Source organism: Terriglobus aquaticus (assembly GCF_025685415.1).
GTDB lineage: Bacteria > Acidobacteriota > Terriglobia > Terriglobales > Acidobacteriaceae > Terriglobus > Terriglobus aquaticus.
In genome coordinates this window covers 2,681,744-2,696,416 of record NZ_JAGSYB010000001.1, presented here as the reverse complement: position 1 = coordinate 2,696,416, position 14,673 = coordinate 2,681,744, and the positions used below count along the sequence as shown (strand labels likewise).

General features: G+C 63.3%; 14 protein-coding genes. 8 read left to right on the top strand and 6 right to left on the bottom strand.

Annotated features, from left to right (window positions below):
- Positions 1 to 873: a dihydropteroate synthase gene (folP, locus tag OHL12_RS11230; RefSeq protein WP_263413902.1), complete on the top strand. Its 873-nt coding sequence runs from the start codon at positions 1 to 3 to the stop codon at positions 871 to 873.
- Here the strand turns inward: folP and OHL12_RS11225 are convergent.
- Complete coding sequence (locus OHL12_RS11225; RefSeq protein ID WP_263413901.1) at positions 870 to 1,418, bottom strand: hypothetical protein; 549 nt, start codon at positions 1,416 to 1,418, stop codon at positions 870 to 872. The two genes, folP and OHL12_RS11225, sit on opposite strands and share 4 nt — an antisense overlap.
- A 41-nt stretch (positions 1,419 to 1,459) precedes the next feature.
- Entirely contained in the window at positions 1,460 to 1,747 is a 288-nt protein-coding gene (locus tag OHL12_RS11220) for a c-type cytochrome (RefSeq protein WP_263413900.1), read from the bottom strand.
- Positions 1,748 to 2,043: 296 nt separating this feature from the next.
- On the opposite strand from OHL12_RS11220, the gene OHL12_RS11215 reads away from it, so the two are divergent.
- The 3 genes from OHL12_RS11215 to OHL12_RS11205 all read left to right on the top strand — a co-directional run bounded on the left by OHL12_RS11215 (position 2,044) and on the right by OHL12_RS11205 (position 4,214).
- Entirely contained in the window at positions 2,044 to 2,835 is a 792-nt protein-coding gene (locus OHL12_RS11215; protein ID WP_263413899.1) for an SDR family NAD(P)-dependent oxidoreductase, read from the top strand.
- A gap of 114 nt (positions 2,836 to 2,949) precedes the next feature.
- On the top strand, positions 2,950 to 3,489 hold the full coding sequence (locus tag OHL12_RS11210; protein ID WP_263413898.1) for a DUF1772 domain-containing protein: 540 nt from the start codon (positions 2,950 to 2,952) through the stop codon (positions 3,487 to 3,489).
- A gap of 62 nt (positions 3,490 to 3,551) precedes the next feature.
- A complete protein-coding gene (locus OHL12_RS11205) occupies positions 3,552 to 4,214 on the top strand; it encodes a YdeI/OmpD-associated family protein (RefSeq protein WP_263413897.1) in 663 nt (220 codons plus the stop codon).
- 67 nt (positions 4,215 to 4,281) lie between these two features.
- On the opposite strand, the gene OHL12_RS11200 is transcribed toward OHL12_RS11205, so the two are convergent.
- Positions 4,282 to 5,379 carry a response regulator gene (locus tag OHL12_RS11200; RefSeq protein WP_263413896.1) on the bottom strand — a complete coding sequence of 366 codons (1,098 nt, stop codon included), beginning with the start codon at positions 5,377 to 5,379 and terminating at the stop codon, positions 4,282 to 4,284.
- A gap of 860 nt (positions 5,380 to 6,239) precedes the next feature.
- Here OHL12_RS11200 and OHL12_RS11195 point away from each other — a divergent pair.
- The 4 genes from OHL12_RS11195 to OHL12_RS11180 all read left to right on the top strand — a co-directional run bounded on the left by OHL12_RS11195 (position 6,240) and on the right by OHL12_RS11180 (position 12,448).
- A complete protein-coding gene (locus OHL12_RS11195) occupies positions 6,240 to 6,782 on the top strand; it encodes a YceD family protein (RefSeq protein WP_263413895.1) in 543 nt (180 codons plus the stop codon).
- 105 nt (positions 6,783 to 6,887) lie between these two features.
- On the top strand, positions 6,888 to 7,073 hold the full coding sequence (rpmF, locus tag OHL12_RS11190) for a 50S ribosomal protein L32 (protein WP_263413894.1): 186 nt from the start codon (positions 6,888 to 6,890) through the stop codon (positions 7,071 to 7,073).
- A gap of 153 nt (positions 7,074 to 7,226) precedes the next feature.
- Positions 7,227 to 8,288, top strand: a complete 1,062-nt coding sequence (plsX, locus tag OHL12_RS11185) for a phosphate acyltransferase PlsX (RefSeq protein ID WP_263413893.1) — start codon at positions 7,227 to 7,229, stop codon at positions 8,286 to 8,288.
- A gap of 227 nt (positions 8,289 to 8,515) precedes the next feature.
- Complete coding sequence (locus tag OHL12_RS11180) at positions 8,516 to 12,448, top strand: Ig-like domain repeat protein (RefSeq protein WP_263413892.1); 3,933 nt, start codon at positions 8,516 to 8,518, stop codon at positions 12,446 to 12,448.
- Positions 12,449 to 12,523: 75 nt separating this feature from the next.
- Here the strand turns inward: OHL12_RS11180 and OHL12_RS11175 are convergent, their stop codons facing one another.
- The 3 genes from OHL12_RS11175 to OHL12_RS11165 are packed head-to-tail and all read right to left on the bottom strand — an operon-like array spanning position 12,524 to position 14,627.
- The gene (locus tag OHL12_RS11175; protein WP_263413891.1) at positions 12,524 to 13,342 is read right to left on the bottom strand and encodes a hypothetical protein; all 819 of its coding nucleotides are present in this window, start codon (positions 13,340 to 13,342) and stop codon (positions 12,524 to 12,526) included.
- Positions 13,339 to 14,064: a hypothetical protein gene (locus OHL12_RS11170; RefSeq protein ID WP_263413890.1), complete on the bottom strand. Its 726-nt coding sequence runs from the start codon at positions 14,062 to 14,064 to the stop codon at positions 13,339 to 13,341. Before OHL12_RS11170 ends, OHL12_RS11175 begins: the two co-directional genes overlap by 4 nt.
- Positions 14,061 to 14,627, bottom strand: coding sequence for an RNA polymerase sigma factor (locus OHL12_RS11165; protein ID WP_263413889.1), 567 nt, complete (start codon positions 14,625 to 14,627; stop codon positions 14,061 to 14,063). The genes OHL12_RS11170 and OHL12_RS11165 overlap by 4 nt, the downstream gene beginning before the upstream one ends.
- Between the last annotated feature and the right edge of the window lie 46 nt (positions 14,628 to 14,673).

The window sequence follows — 14,673 nt, the reverse complement described above, 5'->3', positions numbered from 1 at the left end:
ATGAGACCCGCGTTCACCTGGCGGCTTCGCTCGCAGGCGCTTTCGCTCGGCACGCGCACGCTGGTTATGGGCATCGTGAATGTCACGCCGGATTCCTTTTCGGACGGCGGAGCGCACGCTTCAGAACGAGACGCCATCGACCATGCACTGCGGCTGCTGGACGATGGCGCAGATCTGCTGGACATCGGCGGTGAATCCACCCGTCCCGGATCGGCCGCAGGCACGCCCGCGGCGATCGCGAGCGCGGAAGAGCAACGGCGTGTGCTGCCCGTGATCGCAGGTGTGCTGAGAGCTCGCCCGGACGCGATTGTGTCCGTGGACACCTATCGCTCTGCCACGGCGCGGCTCGCGGTGGAATCGGGTGCTGAAATCGTCAACGATGTATCCGGTCTGTTGTGGGATCCCGACATGGCGCGGACCATTGCAGAGCTGCAATGCGGCGCGATTCTGATGCACACGCGCGGCCTGCCGAGTGAGTGGCAGCATCAAAACGCATGGCCGGCTGAAGAGGTGGAGCCGCAGGTGCGCTCCGGTCTGGAGAAGAGCCTGAAAGAGGCGCTCGCAGCAGGCATCGAGCGCAGTCGCATTGTCCTCGATCCTGGCTTCGGCTTTGGCAAACGCGGCGCGGAGAACTGGGCGCTGCTGGCGCGGTTGGACCGGCTCACCCACCTTGGCTGCCCTTTCATGACCGGCTTGTCGCGCAAAGGTTTCCTGGCGCCGTCGGTTCATGCGTCGAAACGTGACGCGCACACGCATGCGGCAAACACGATTGCGATTCTGAACGGGGCGCAACTCGTTCGCGTGCACGATGTAGCTGGCGCACGCATCGCGGCGGACGTCGCCGATGCGACGCTGGGCGCCGGTGCCCGCTAGCGAACGCTGCTCCGCACCTCGTCGCGCACCAGGTACAGGAAAAACACGGTAAAGAAAGCCGCCCACACCAACATGCCTAAACCTTGGCTCAGCGGCACGTGGGCTGTGATGAACCGCAGCACATAGCTGAGCGCGGTGAACAGCGTTCCGCCCAGCACCAGCGCCCAACCCCAGCGACGCAGCCGCAAAAAGCCGAAGACGCCGACCACCAGCATGGTGCAAATCGCCAGGGTGCCGTATCGCGTCACGCCGTCTCCAAACATGCCGCGCCACGCGGCCACCACGTTCATCAGGGCGTACACCAGCACAAACAGCGCAATCATGGCCATGCCCGGCAGCATGCGAGGACCGGTGCCAGGTGTGGCCGGTCCAATCCCCGCGGCGCGCTGCTGGCGAACGCGTTCCGCCGCTTCTGGCGATAGCTTCAGCCGTGCCTCGCGGCGGGCATCCTCGGCTGCCTGCACGCGGGCCGCGAACTCGCGATCGGCGGCCGCAACGTCTTGCTTGCCCGGCTTTCTGTGGTTGGAGTTGGATTCGTCTGGCATGAAGTTTCCTCGGAGGGCCGCGCATACAGCGGACCCGCGGTTTAGAGCGTGTGCAGGTACTGCAGCAAGTCGTTCAGTTCCGTGTCGGTCATGGCGTAGCCCTGCGCGGGCATGTTGTTGCGGCCGTGCACGATCGTGTTGCGCACGCGCTCGTCGTTCGCCGGCGCGCCGCTGGGCAGGTACGGCTTCTTGTACAGGCCTGCCAGACCAGGGCCATTCAACGGGTCCGTCGTGCGGTCGTGGTGGCATGTGGAGCAATGCTGCACAAACACCGCGTGGCCGCTCTGTTCCACGGGCGTCAACTGGTCCAGCGGTTTGGCCGGAGCCACACTGCGACAGCCCTGCATCATCATCCCGGCCACGAGCAATGCGGCACAACATCCCCATCGGCAAACGCCTGAAAGCATCCTCTTTATCTTCTCACTGCTGGGTCTGCGACGCTCTTCCGTGAACACAAGTGCGCTGCCGCCGGCCGCAGGACAGTATGGGAGTCCTCATCCCTTTTCAGCCCGTCGCACATCCCGAGGAAGGCAGATTCAGCTGTTAGGGCCGTGCCAATCCATGCCGCCGTTGCCCTTCGCACTCTGGCCGGGCATCCGACTCACTGTTGCAGAAGGAGAGAATCATGGCAAAGGAACTGGCATTTGTCAGCGGAGCATCGTCCGGCATTGGCTACCAACTTGCGCTGCAGTTAGCCCAGCGCGGATATGATCTGGCGGTGACAGCGCACGGCGATCGCCTGCCGCTCGCAGCAAAGGACTTCGAGGCCGCCGGTGCAACGGTGCACCTGTTTCAGGCGGATGCAACCAAGCGCGACGAAGTGGAGAAGGTCTGGCAGGGAATCGAAGCTCTTGGCAAACCAGTGAGCGTCGCCTGCATCAACGCCGGCATCGGCGAGGCCGGCCTGTTCGCCACGGAAACATCGCTGGAGCAGGAACTGGCGATCGTCGATCTGAACTGCGCTTCGACGGTGCAGTTCGCCAAATACATATCGCGCCAGATGGCCGGACGCGGCCAGGGCAACATCCTTTTCACCGCTTCCATCGCCAGCGAAACCACGTCGCCGAAGATGGCGGTCTACTCCGCCTCGAAGGCGTTCGTGCTGTCGCTCAGCAAGAGCCTGCGGTTTGAACTAAAGGATTTCGGCGTCAACGTGACGGCATTGCAGCCGGGGCCCGTCGACACCAACTTCTTCGAAGTTGCGCACATGGAAAATACCAAGATTGGCACCGAGGGCAAGAAGAACAACGAGCCCGACGAGGTCGCAAAGACAGGCCTCGACGCTCTCTTCAACGGCGAAGAGCATGTGTACGCGTCGGACTTTATGACCAAGCTGCAGGGCGCGGTCGTCAACATCACGCCAGACAGCATCCAGGCAAAAATGCAGGAAAAGTTCATGGAGCCCGCAAACAAGTAACGCGCAAAGCTACGAACCGGGAGAAAGGCACAGCTTCTTGCTGTGCCTTTTCCATTGCGATCTCATCAGAGTGATAGGCGCGTTCAGAGGCCAACTCTGCGCCTCAGACTTCGAATGCACACTACCCTGTATCGCGCACAGCGCATTCTCCTTGGCCTTCTGCTCGGCACAGCAGGCCTGTACGCCGGCGTTCTGATGATGTATTCCATCGGCCTTGCTCCGGTGCTCGACGCGCTGTCGGCCGAGAACTTCCTGAAACTCTGGCAACTGCACGACTATTACCTCCACCTACGCATCCGCTTTTTGCTGATCGGCATCGGTGTGCTGTATCTGCTTACGCTGTTGTGCTTTGCCACCGCGGTCCGTACCAAGACCTTCGCGTTCATCGCGCTTGCTTGCGTATTCTCCATTGCCGATCTCCAGATCAATCGCACGCTTCAGCGTCCGGTGAACCGATCCATTCGCCTGGCCGATGTCGGCGCGCACTCGTCCGCCAGCGTCTACGGCATGGAGCGCCAGCTCTTTCACGCACTGCACCTGCGTCAGTTTTGCTCCATTGGAGCCTTCGGTCTGCTCTGCGTCGCTGCCATGCTGCCGCACCGGAGGCCGTCTGACTCAACCCCGGACATGGTTGCCCAGCCGCACAGCCGCTGAACCCGCGGGCTGCAGAAACAAGTTTCGAAGCGGTGGTCGTCGCGGATATACTCGCGGGCATCATGGCAACCGCACGCGCCACGAACACCGACGCCCGCATCGACGCGAAGATCGCAGCTGCCTCCTCGGACATCCAGCCCGTTCTGGAATACCTGCGCGACCTGGTTCACGAAGCCGTGCCGGAGGCGACCGAGACCATCAAGTGGAGCCATCCCTTCTTTGAACTGGACGGCGTCATCTTCGCAATGATGGGTATCTTCAAGAATCACTGCTCATTCGGCTTCTGGTCTCGCACGATGACCGAGCACTTGCGTGCCGAAGGCGTTGAGCCAATGGAAGGTGCGGGTTCGTTCGGCAGAATCACCAGAATCAAGGATCTGCCCGCCCGCAAAAAGATGCTCGGCTATTTGAAGACGGCGGCGGACCACATCCGCAAAGGCATCGCGGAGAGCCCCATGGGTGTCCGCCGATCGCGGCGTGGACCGGACGGGGCGGTCAGCAGCAAGACCACCGTGCCCATCCCTCCAGTGTTCGCGCAGGCGCTTCAGGACAATCCAACAGCCAAGCAGAATTTCGAGGCGTTTCCGCCCAGTTGCCGCCGCGAGTACGTCCTGTGGATTACTCAAGCCAAGCGCGAAGAGACCCGCGTGCGCCGGGTCCAGCAAGCCGTGGCGCAACTGCAGGAGGGCAAGCGTTTCAACTGGAAATACGAAGCGAAGTCGTAGCCGCAAGCTGTCAAAGCAAAGAAGGGCAGACCGCATGGTCTGCCCTTCTTTCTGCACTTCGCTTCGGCTACATGTTGAAGTTCGGCTCGTCCGCATCGTCCACGCCATAGCGGCGCAGCAGGTTCGGCAGATTCTGGCTGAACGCCGAACGCGGCATCACGGTGTGGCAACCAGCTTCGACCGCCTTCTGCTTCAGGTCACCCTGCAGGTGCGACAGGAAGCCGAGGATTGACGTGCCCTTCTTCAGCTTTGCCTTCAGCTTCGGGATCAGCGTCAGCGGCTTGGCCGCGGCGTTGTTCAGGTCAAACACGATCAATGACGGGTGCTCATGGTCGTGCAGCTCGGCCAGGTGTGCGACCACGTCCTTGTCAGGCTTCATGAACGCGACCTTTACGCCCTGCTGCTTGGCGACTTCCTGGATCTTGGCCGTGAAGAAGAGGTCTTCGATGAAGAAGTAGATGTGGGTCGGCGCATCTTCCGGGATCGCGATCGGCTTGTAGTGGTGCATCAGCTCGGGCGGCAAGCGGTCTTCGTTGAAGGCGCGCCCGTGACCCTGCCGGCGATGACCGCCATTGTTGCCATTCACGTTGATGGTGCTGGCCGGAGCGTCGGCGTAGTTGCCGTTGACCTCGCGGTAGCTGTGGTCCATGGGGCCCACAAAGCTGCGCGGTCCACGTCCCTGCTGCTGCTTGCGGTTGCGGCGCATGCCGTTCTGACCGGAGTGGCTGCCCTGCAGGCTGTTGCCTGGCTCCGGCCGGGGCTGGCCGTTGCCTCCGCCTTCGCCTGCACGGCGAAACTTCTTTTTCTTCTTGCGACGGCCCCCGCCTTCGCCCTGCCCCTGTTGCTGGCCGCCGTTGCCGGATCCATTCCCGCCTTGCTGCCGCTGTTGCTGGGGAGCGGCGGCTACGGGTGTGGAGCCTTCTGCGGCGCCTTCGCTCGAGGCTTCGATCGACCCTGCCTGTGCTTCTCCTGGCTGGCCCGCGTTAGCACCAGCACCTTGCGCTGTGCGGTTCTTCCGTTTGCGCCGGCGTCTGCGGCTCTTGCTTACGCCCGTGCCGCTGTTGCTTCCACTGGTGGAGCCGTCACCCTCTTCAAACTGGGTTGCTGCCGAGGGCGGAGGCGCCACAGCCGTGGGCGCCTCAGACACGTTCTGCTCTTCGCTCATGCTTCTTCTTTCTTCGGAACGGTCCGAACCTGCCGTCTCTCATCCGCTGAACGGGGAGACATCGCGACAATCCGGCCGGGACTTTGCTTCAGGAGCTGCTTTCTTTCAACTGCAATACGGGTTCCCAGCCGGAGAAGGATCGTCCGATGCCAAAGACCGGCTCGCACCATGGTCTGGTTGGGGTTCCCTGAGCCGAGCGAGAAAAGGTTGGCGTGTCGGTGGTCTGCCTAGCGATAGATTCTGCCGGCGACCGGATTCCGGTGTACTCCCGGCGGGCACACTGGCCCGCTTGCGTTACCTAAACACCTTCTGATGTGTGCGTTGCCACCTACATGTGGCCTGTTGGAGGAGTCCCGCCGGCGGCCTTTGGGCCTGGCTGCAGCGGCTTCTTCCTCTGTTGCCCACATAGTACGGCAGAGTCGCGGTTCTTGGCAAGTGGCTGGCCAAAGCAGAGCTGCCGGAACGGCTCACGACCGTACCTTCACAGCAGAAAAGCGCCACCGGGCCCGGTGGCGCTTTTCGAATAGCCAGTCACTGGCCTCCCAAAAGGATTGTTGCTTCCATCCTCCGGTGGCCTCGCCTCGTTTCGGGCGGGAACTCGACCGTAGTAGCTGGACCTGTCTTACCGTGCATTGGTCTGCATCTGGCAGCAGTACCTATCCGCACGCACTTCCCGCAAACCGTTATTGCACCTCGCGTGCCAAATGCTAAGCATTTAGGAATGTGTGACTTGAATTCTGGCGAAGACCCCGCCCTTCCAGAATCCGCAGCGATCCGGTGGATCGTCCTATGAGTTTTTGTAGAAGCGACGCATTCCGGCTTTGCCAATGAGGCCCCGGCAGGCCGATACTGGAAGAGCAATGCGCATCACCCCCGAAGATCTCTACCCCGACCCGCTCGACATCGACCAGACCCTCGAGCCCGGTGCTATCGACTACGCGCTCGATCTGGAACAGGTCGGCCCGCTTCACATCCAGGGCCGCGCCGAGCGCATTGAGGAGCACCGGGGACCGAAAGACGTTGTCCTCGACATCCGCCTGCGCGGCAATCTGCAGGGCGAGTTCCAGGCAATCTGTGCCCGATGCGCCAAGCCCATTCCGCAGCACGTCTCAGAGAGCTTCGACCTGATCTTCCGGCCGTCCGGAACGGACGCGAACCTCGGCGAACGCGCGATCACCGAAGCGGAGACAGAAATCGGGTATTATGAACAGAGCGGCCTTTCGCTGGAGGATGTCGTGCGTGAGCAGGTGCTGTTGACCCTGCCGGAGCGCGCTCTCTGCCGCGAAGACTGCAAAGGTCTGTGTCCGCACTGCGGCGGAAACCGGAACGAGCGTGATTGCGACTGTGAGTCCAAGCAAGTGGACTCCCGCTGGCACGCTCTGCAGGGTTTTCCCGCCAATTAGCGGGCACGGCATCGTTTGCAGGCAGGTCGTTACCAGTTTGCTCGCACCAGCAGACCCGGAGCGCGTTCGTGCGCAGGGTCGGGCTGCCGTTGAAAGGGAACCGCCATGCCGAATCCGAAGCGCCGCCATTCCAAGCAGCGCACCGCCAAGCGCCGCTCGCACGACTTCTTGACCGCGCCGAACAGCAACATCTGCCCGAACTGCAATGAGCGCAAGCTGCCGCATCACGCCTGCCCCAAGTGCGGCGAGTACAAGGGTCGCGCGGTTACGCCTGCTCGGGCTGAAGTCTAGTCTGGCTGAGGTGAGCGCAAGCGGTCGTCCGATGCAGGCTGTCTCCGCCTTGTGGGGCGGAGCAGTTGCTTTCCGCTTCCACGCGGAAATCCATCTCATGGCACTTGCGTCCTTCCGCCGGAATCATCCGTCTGTGAACCCGTGGAGCATCCCATGCTGACCGACATCGTTCTGGACGGCATGGGGTCTGACCGTGCGCCGGAGCCAGAGATCCGCGGCGCCGTGCAGGCAGCGCGTCAGTTTCCGGTTCGCATTCACCTGGTGGGTCCGCGAGAGCGGCTGCAGCCGGCGCTGTCGCAGTACCTCGCGCAGTCGCCGGGCGGCGATCGTCTGCCGATCCATGTTGTGCATGCCTCCGAATGGATTGGCATGGACGAGAAGGCTGCCCAGGCCGTTCGCTCCAAAAAAGATTCGTCCATGCGCGTGGGCCTGAAGCTGGTGCGCGATGGACAGGCCCGCGGTTTCGTCACTGCCGGCAATACCGGCGCCGCCATGGCCACGGCCAAGATGGTCTTGGGCACGCTGGAGGGCGTCGACCGCCCCTCCCTCGCAACGGTGCTGCCGAACGGCCGCGGAACCCCATGCGTTCTGTTGGATGTTGGCGCCAACGTCGATTCCGACCCGCACAACCTGGTGCAGTCCGCCCTGATGGGGCAGATTTATGCGCGCAATGTGCTGGGCGTTGCCAAACCGCGCGTGGGCCTGCTTTCCATCGGCGAGGAGGACAGCAAAGGCAATGCGCTGTCGCGCGAAACTCTGCCCTTGCTACGCGCGCTTCATGGCGAGCACCTCTACCACTTTCTTGGCAATGTGGAAGGTCGCGACCTGTTCAACGGCCACTGCGATGTAGCCGTGTGCGACGGGTTTGTCGGCAACGTGGCGCTGAAGACGATCGAGGGTCTTGGCCGTATGGTCAGCGATTCTCTGAAAGACACGCTCAAGTCCACCATCACGAGCCAGGTGGGCGCCCTGCTCAGCCGCAGGGCGTTCCGTAATTTCAAGAAGAAGCTGGATCCTTCCGAGTTCGGCGGCGCTCCTCTGCTGGGTGTTCGTGGCGCCTGCATCATCGGCCATGGATCCTCGAATGATTGCGCCATCCTGAACGCGATCCGAGTCGCCAGCGAGTTCGCCGAGGCAGACGTAAATCGGCACATCGAGTCGGCCATGCGCAGGGTTGCGGCGAGCACCTCGCTAGAAGCTGCGCCGGTCTCTTAGTACCCCACCAAATACTGCGGGTGTAACTGTCCGAGATCGGTGCGTCTCGCCTTCCGCAGACGCCAGTTCACCTTCGATTCCCCTCCGGGATTAGCGCCTGCTCATCTGGAATGGCACGAAGGTTGTATGTATCCCCGTCAAGATTCCCGTTCCCCGGCGGGCAGACGTGCCATGCTTGGTAACGTCGGCTGCCGCCGATACGGTATACGACGAGGTCCGCCCCCACAATGCCGTCGTTTATGAAGAGCAGGGCAGCGGCGTGCCGCGCAGCCAGTGTGCTCGCCGTGCTGCTTGCTTCCATCTGGCCGGCGCACGCGCGGGCAGAGATTGACTGCGGCCAGGCTGCGGCGCCGGAAATGTCTGAAGCGGCGCAAGCCATTCTCTCGATCAATCAGGGTCTTCTGGGCACCCCGCCCACTCCCAGGTTGGCAGGCGCGCCCGCGGCGACTGACCGCGACACCGCAACTGTGTCCCTGCAGCAGCGTGCGCAGCTCGTGCGCCAGTTGATGGCAACGCACCCGGAAGAGGTTCGCTCGGTCATGCTGCCGGAAGCGGTCGTCAACCGGCTCATCGCAACGGACCCCCACAACCTCGACCTGCTGGAACACGAGGCGGCAGTCGCGGGCGATCTGGCCGCCGTCCAGGTGGACGACTTCGAACACAACGCAGGCGAACGCGTCGTTGTCCTGCACGACCCAACGACCGGCGCGCAGGTTGCCGTGCATGCCTCGGCGTCTTTGCGTCTGGGCGCGTTGGTGCATCGCAGGGTCACGGTTGCGGGCATCCAGCTTGGTTCCGATCTGGCCGCCGAGCTCATCACGCCTGTCAGCCCTGCTGAGTTTCAGCCGGCTTTGCGGCGCTCTGCGGCTCTACAGGCTGAGGCGGTTCCGGCATCGAACACGACACTCACCTGTTCTACGACCGGAACGCAAAAGACAGCGGTCCTCCTGCTCCAGTTCCCGAACAACACGCCAGCGTTCCCCGGCAGCTACGGAACGGCAGCATGGTGGCAACAGGCGATCGCCGGATCCGGCAACTCGGTCAACAGCCTGTGGTCCGAGATGACTTCCGGCGGCACCTCCGACACCGTGGATGTCTACGGTCCGCTGACTCTGCCCCAAACCTACGGTTGCGCGGATTACCTGGCCATGCGCTCGGCCGCGCTCACGCTGGCTTCCAACACGATCGACCTTTCACGCTACACGCGGATTGTTCTCGGCTTTCCTGCATCGAGTTGTGCGTACGGCGGCTTGGCGGATATCGGCTGCAACTCCGGAGACACGATCGTTCCGCACCCGTACTCGGTGGTCTGGATGCCGATCGTGACTAGCTATACCAGCCGCACCGGCGTGTGGGCGAGCCTGGCCCACGAGCTTGGTCACAACCTGGGGTTGAACCACGCGAACACGCTGGACTTCGGTGCGATCTCGCTGGGACCCATCGACTTCCAGGCCACGAACCCCGGCGTGGTGGGCGGCTCGAGTGCGACCACCGCGACCGGTGCCATTACCGCCGTGGACACCGAGTACGGCGATCGCTTTTCCGTGATGGGGAATCCATGGTCCACCGGTCCTGGGCCGTACTCGGCCGAGCACCGCGCCGACTTGCTCGGCTGGATCCCGTCTAATGGGTCCTATAGCGCTCTCGGCACGGTCACCACTGCGGGGAGTTTCACGATCGAACCCGCATCTGCACCATCCTCCGGCAGTACCAGCCTGCGAGCTCTGCGCATCCTACGCGACCCGGCTTCGTCGTCGTGGATGTGGCTGGAGTACCGGGACGGTGGTACCCCGTTTGACGCGGCAAACCTGGCCGCGGTACCGGGGCAGAATGCTTCCAGCGGTGCCGTTGTGCACTACCAGAACGGCTATGGCGATCACGGGAAGACCTACCAAATCGACATGACTCCGACGGGTCCGGGCAACAACTTCGCCGATGGCGCGCTCACTCCCGGTGTCCGCTGGAGCGACCCGTATTCGCCGCTGTCTCTCACCGTCAATAGCATCACCTCTGCCGGGCTGAGTGTTTCCGTGCAGTACGACAGCAACTGTGCAACGTTCAGCGCGCCGACGGGCCCGATCGCGGCCGCCGGTGACAGTGGCACGGTCGCGGTCACAGCCCCGTCGACCTGCACGTGGCGCGCCAGCAGTAATGCCGCCTGGATGACGCTGAGTGGAACCACCTCCGGCAGCGGCAACGGCTCGTTCACCTGGACGGCCGCACCAAACACCGGCATGGGTCAGCGGTCTACTTACTTCAGCGTGGGCCGTGGCAGCGCGCGCGTGCTGCAGCTTGGCAACGGTGCAAACGTGGTGGCGTTGTCACCCGCAAACCCGTCCGTCGAACCCGGCAGCAGCATCGCTCTGTCGCTCACACTGCAGGATTCGTCTGGTGTTGCCGACCTCGGCACGGTGGAACTGGACGCCACCGCAGCGGGGGCGCCGACATGTACGGTTGCCGCTGATCTTTCTTCCGGGCAGCCTCAGTTCTTCTTGCTTGACCCCACCACGGAGGCGTACACGGCCGGGATCGCCGCGGGTAGTGGTACGTTGAGCACCTCCGGCTGCACGCTGTCCGGCAACGGCAGCGGTCTCGACGTCAACGGCAGCACCTACACGCTCACGCTCAACCTGTCGTTTCCCACGGCGGGGCTGCGGTCGCTGTTTGCCAGCACCACCTACGGCGCGGAGCTGCCGCTTGGGCTGCTGAATGTGGGCACCGTGTCGGCTCCGCCATCTACCCCGATCGTCACCCAGCCGCCGTCGTCTGCGCGGTCGACTGCGACCCTGCTTACAAGTCTTCCGGCGTCCGCCTTACCGGGCACTCCGTTGAGTCTTGCGGCGACTGTTTCGTTCAGCGGAGGATCTCCGGCGCCGACCGGGTTGGTCACCTTCTTCGACCGTGGAACCGCTCTGGGCTCTGCAGTGGTGAACGGCACCGGCAGCACCGCTCCGTTCCTGGTTACGCTGGCGGCGGGCAGCCACAGCATCACCGCGGTTTATGGTGGCGACGCAAACTTTACCGGCTCGACGTCCGCGGCGGCAGTGGTAAGCCTTGCACAGGCGGCGACCACCGCAACTCTGAGCACCTCGGCGACAGCGGTGGCGGCGGGCGGCGCGGTGAGCCTGACTGTAGTCGTGGGCCACGGACAGGTGGCAGTCACCGCCACGGGCACCGTTACCCTGCGCGAAGGCGCAACCACGCTTGCCGCCCTTCCGCTGACCGGTGGTTCGGCCACGTTTTCCGTCGCCGGGGTTTCAGCCGGAACTCATAACTACACGGTTGCGTACAGTGGCGACACCGCGTACCTGCCGACCGTATCGAATGCGGTTACGGTGAGCGCGACGAGGTCGGTGGCGACGCTTGCGGTCTCCGGACCGGCGACGCTGCTGGCCGGTGCAACTGCACAGCTAAGCATCTCGGTGAGCGCGGCCAACGCTACGCCCACCGGAACGGTGCTGCTGCAGGAAGGCGGGAACACCCTCGCTTCGGTGGCGCTCAGCAGTGGCAACGCCACCGTCACGGTTCCAGCTTTGCCCGGTGGCGCGCACACCCTCACGGCGACCTACTCCGGCGATGCGAACTTGGCGTCCGCATCGGTGATCGTCCCGTTGAGCATCCTTGACTTCACCCTCGTTGCATCGGGCACAGGTGGCATCACCGTTGCCGCGGGCGCCAGCACCGGCAACACGGCCGCGCTGGTGCTGACACCTGGCAGCGCCGGGCTTCCGTTGTCCGTAACGCTGACGTGCAGCGGCGCTCCGGCGGGCGCGACCTGTACCGTCAGTCCGGCGGCAGCGACGCCCGGCAGTTCCGCGGTCCCCGTGACAGTGACAGTGACGACCACTGCGCACTCAACCTCCGAGTTCAGGGCTGCTGGGGCCGCAGTGCTGACCTTGCCTATGCTCGCCCTGGTGCGGCGTCGCCGGGAACACTTAGTGCTTAACCTGCTGGCAGTTCTGTTGTTCTTTGTTGCGACGTCGGTTCTCGCCAGCTGCGGCACCGGCATCTCCGGCACGGGAGCATCGCCGCTGAGCTCGACTCCGCCGACCTCGACCGGCACTCCCGCTGGTGTGACCACTCTGACGGTGCAGGCTGTGGCCAATGCGAATGGAGCGACGCTCAGCCGCTCTGCAACGCTGACGTTGCAGGTGAACTAGGCGTCCGTGGCCCAGCGCACGCCGGACTCATGAAGGTTCTAAGCAGGAGCGATCCAACAGCTTCGAAACGCCCACTCAGCTGGCCGGTTCGAGCAGCACTTCAACATCGAAGTGGTGCGTGCTTCCCGGAACGTCGATGGACCCAAACATCACCGGCTTGCCAGTCAACAGAGTGGTTGTGCCTTCCAGGTCCGTCTGCCGGATAATTGGGTTGGGGTTCGAGCCCGAAGTGTCAGGAGCGGTACTCGTCTGTTCCACCTTGCTCCTCAGAACGGCGCCGCCTTCAATTTCACTGACCATGATTTCAAAGTTCATACCGACGTCTATGTACTGGATCTGGGTGGCGTTCGGCAGCGAACTGCCGGAGTTGCCGACTTGGATCGGGATGCGGCTCCCCTGTTTCAATACGGTGTTCTGTCCGGAGTTCGCGACCACGCTGAAGTGCTGCACGCCCAATTTGCGTGTGCCATCCAATTCAGTCAGCGTGTAGGTGATCCGATAGCGCGAATGAGGCCGGTCTAGGGCGTTGAGCAGCGCGCGGACTGTCGACTGGACATCTTCCGGACCATGTACCGCGATCATTCCCGAGCTCGGCACCAGGAATATCTTGGTCTGCGGTTCAACTATGTTGCGGAGAGCCGTCACTATTTCGTTCTGATCGATGTTATTCGGCGCATACCTAAGTTTGTATTCGCGATCCACGCTGCTGGTGCGAAAACGCTCCGCCTGTTCGGTGGGCGTGGTAGATGTTGGTCTGCCTGCTTCGGCTGCTGATCCCGATGCATGCGCAGAAGGGGCCTGAGCCTGCAGCGTTGGCGCCAAAGGCGAGCCGAACAGGACTGCAAGGCTAAGAAAGAAGATGGTGTTACGCTGCACTGCCTTGGAAAGTATCATCGTGTGCTCCTGTCACTGGTTGAGTCCGCTAACTCGGGGGGTGGCGGCGTGTTTACGTATTGCGAACGTAGGGCTGCCTTGATTTCCTGCTGCATCTCCGGTGACAGTGGCTCCGGTGCGAAGAACTTCGTTGACTCCGCACGCTCTCGCGCCAGTGTAAGGTCGCGCTGCACCGGGTCGAGCATCGCAATCTCTTCCGGATCGTTGCGGTGCGCAACACGCAACAGCAGGCGCTCCTGCTCGGTCAGTAGCATCTTCGGCGCGGGGAAACTCGCCTCGTCGGCCGAGCCCCTGGCGCTCGTCGATGCGTTTGCGGTCAACACCGAAGCTTGCGGCTGGTGCATAGTCGCGACGTGCGGCCATTTCTCTTTGCGCTCCGCATCCTTCGGCGAAATCACAGGAGCAGGTTCTGGCACTGCAACCCAGAGTGAATTAGCGCGAGGCATGCTCGGCGACTTTGCCGAACTACGCTCGTCGGGCTGACGCGGCGCATTCACCAGCAGTGCTGCGAGAGCGACAGCGGCCAGCACACCCGCGCTCGCAAGCGTCAGGGCAGGGCGAAAGCGTACCCAGCGTGCTGGCGTAGTCTCTCGTCCGGGCACCTGTGCCAGTCGACGCGCCAGGCGCTGTTCCAGCCCGTCTTCCGGCCGTGCCGTTCCCAGCGCCGTCAGCACAGCGTCCAGGCGATCGTCCGCGGGCGTCCGCTCCTCTGGCTCGTTCATCGCGGCACTCCTTTCTTTTCCATCTCCGCCAGCCGCTGCTTCAGTCGGCCGCGGGCCCGAAAGAGCATGGCGCGCACGGCGGACTCGCTCTTACGCAGCACCGCCGCTACTTCCGCCGTACTCATCTCGTCTACCGCGCTCAGCAGCAGCGCTGCGCGCTCTGTCCTGGGCAGGGCGTCAACCGCGCGCAACACGCGCCGCAGCCGTTCAGCCTCGTCCATGGCACGATCGGCAGGCACCAGCGTTGCGGACAGCGATTCAGCGAACGCTGCGTCCATCGATTCGGGCCGGATCCGCCGGGTGCGATCCACGGCCAGGTTCCACGCGATGCGGACGAGCCAAACACGCTTCTCCCGCACGGCCGGCAGATCGTGCCGATGCTGCAGCACTCGCACAAACGTGTCCTGCACCACGTCTTCAGCTTCGTGCGGGTTCCGCAGGACTGAGTGCGCAACGCGAAACAGCAGGGTAGCGTGGCGCTGCACCAGCGCGGCAATGTCCACCTCCGCCGCTGCCCGTTCGCCCACACTCAGCACCAGACTGTAACCCTCTGCGCGTGTCATGCACTTGTCTCTACTCCAAGGACGTTTGGTCCGTCACTCCCGCTCG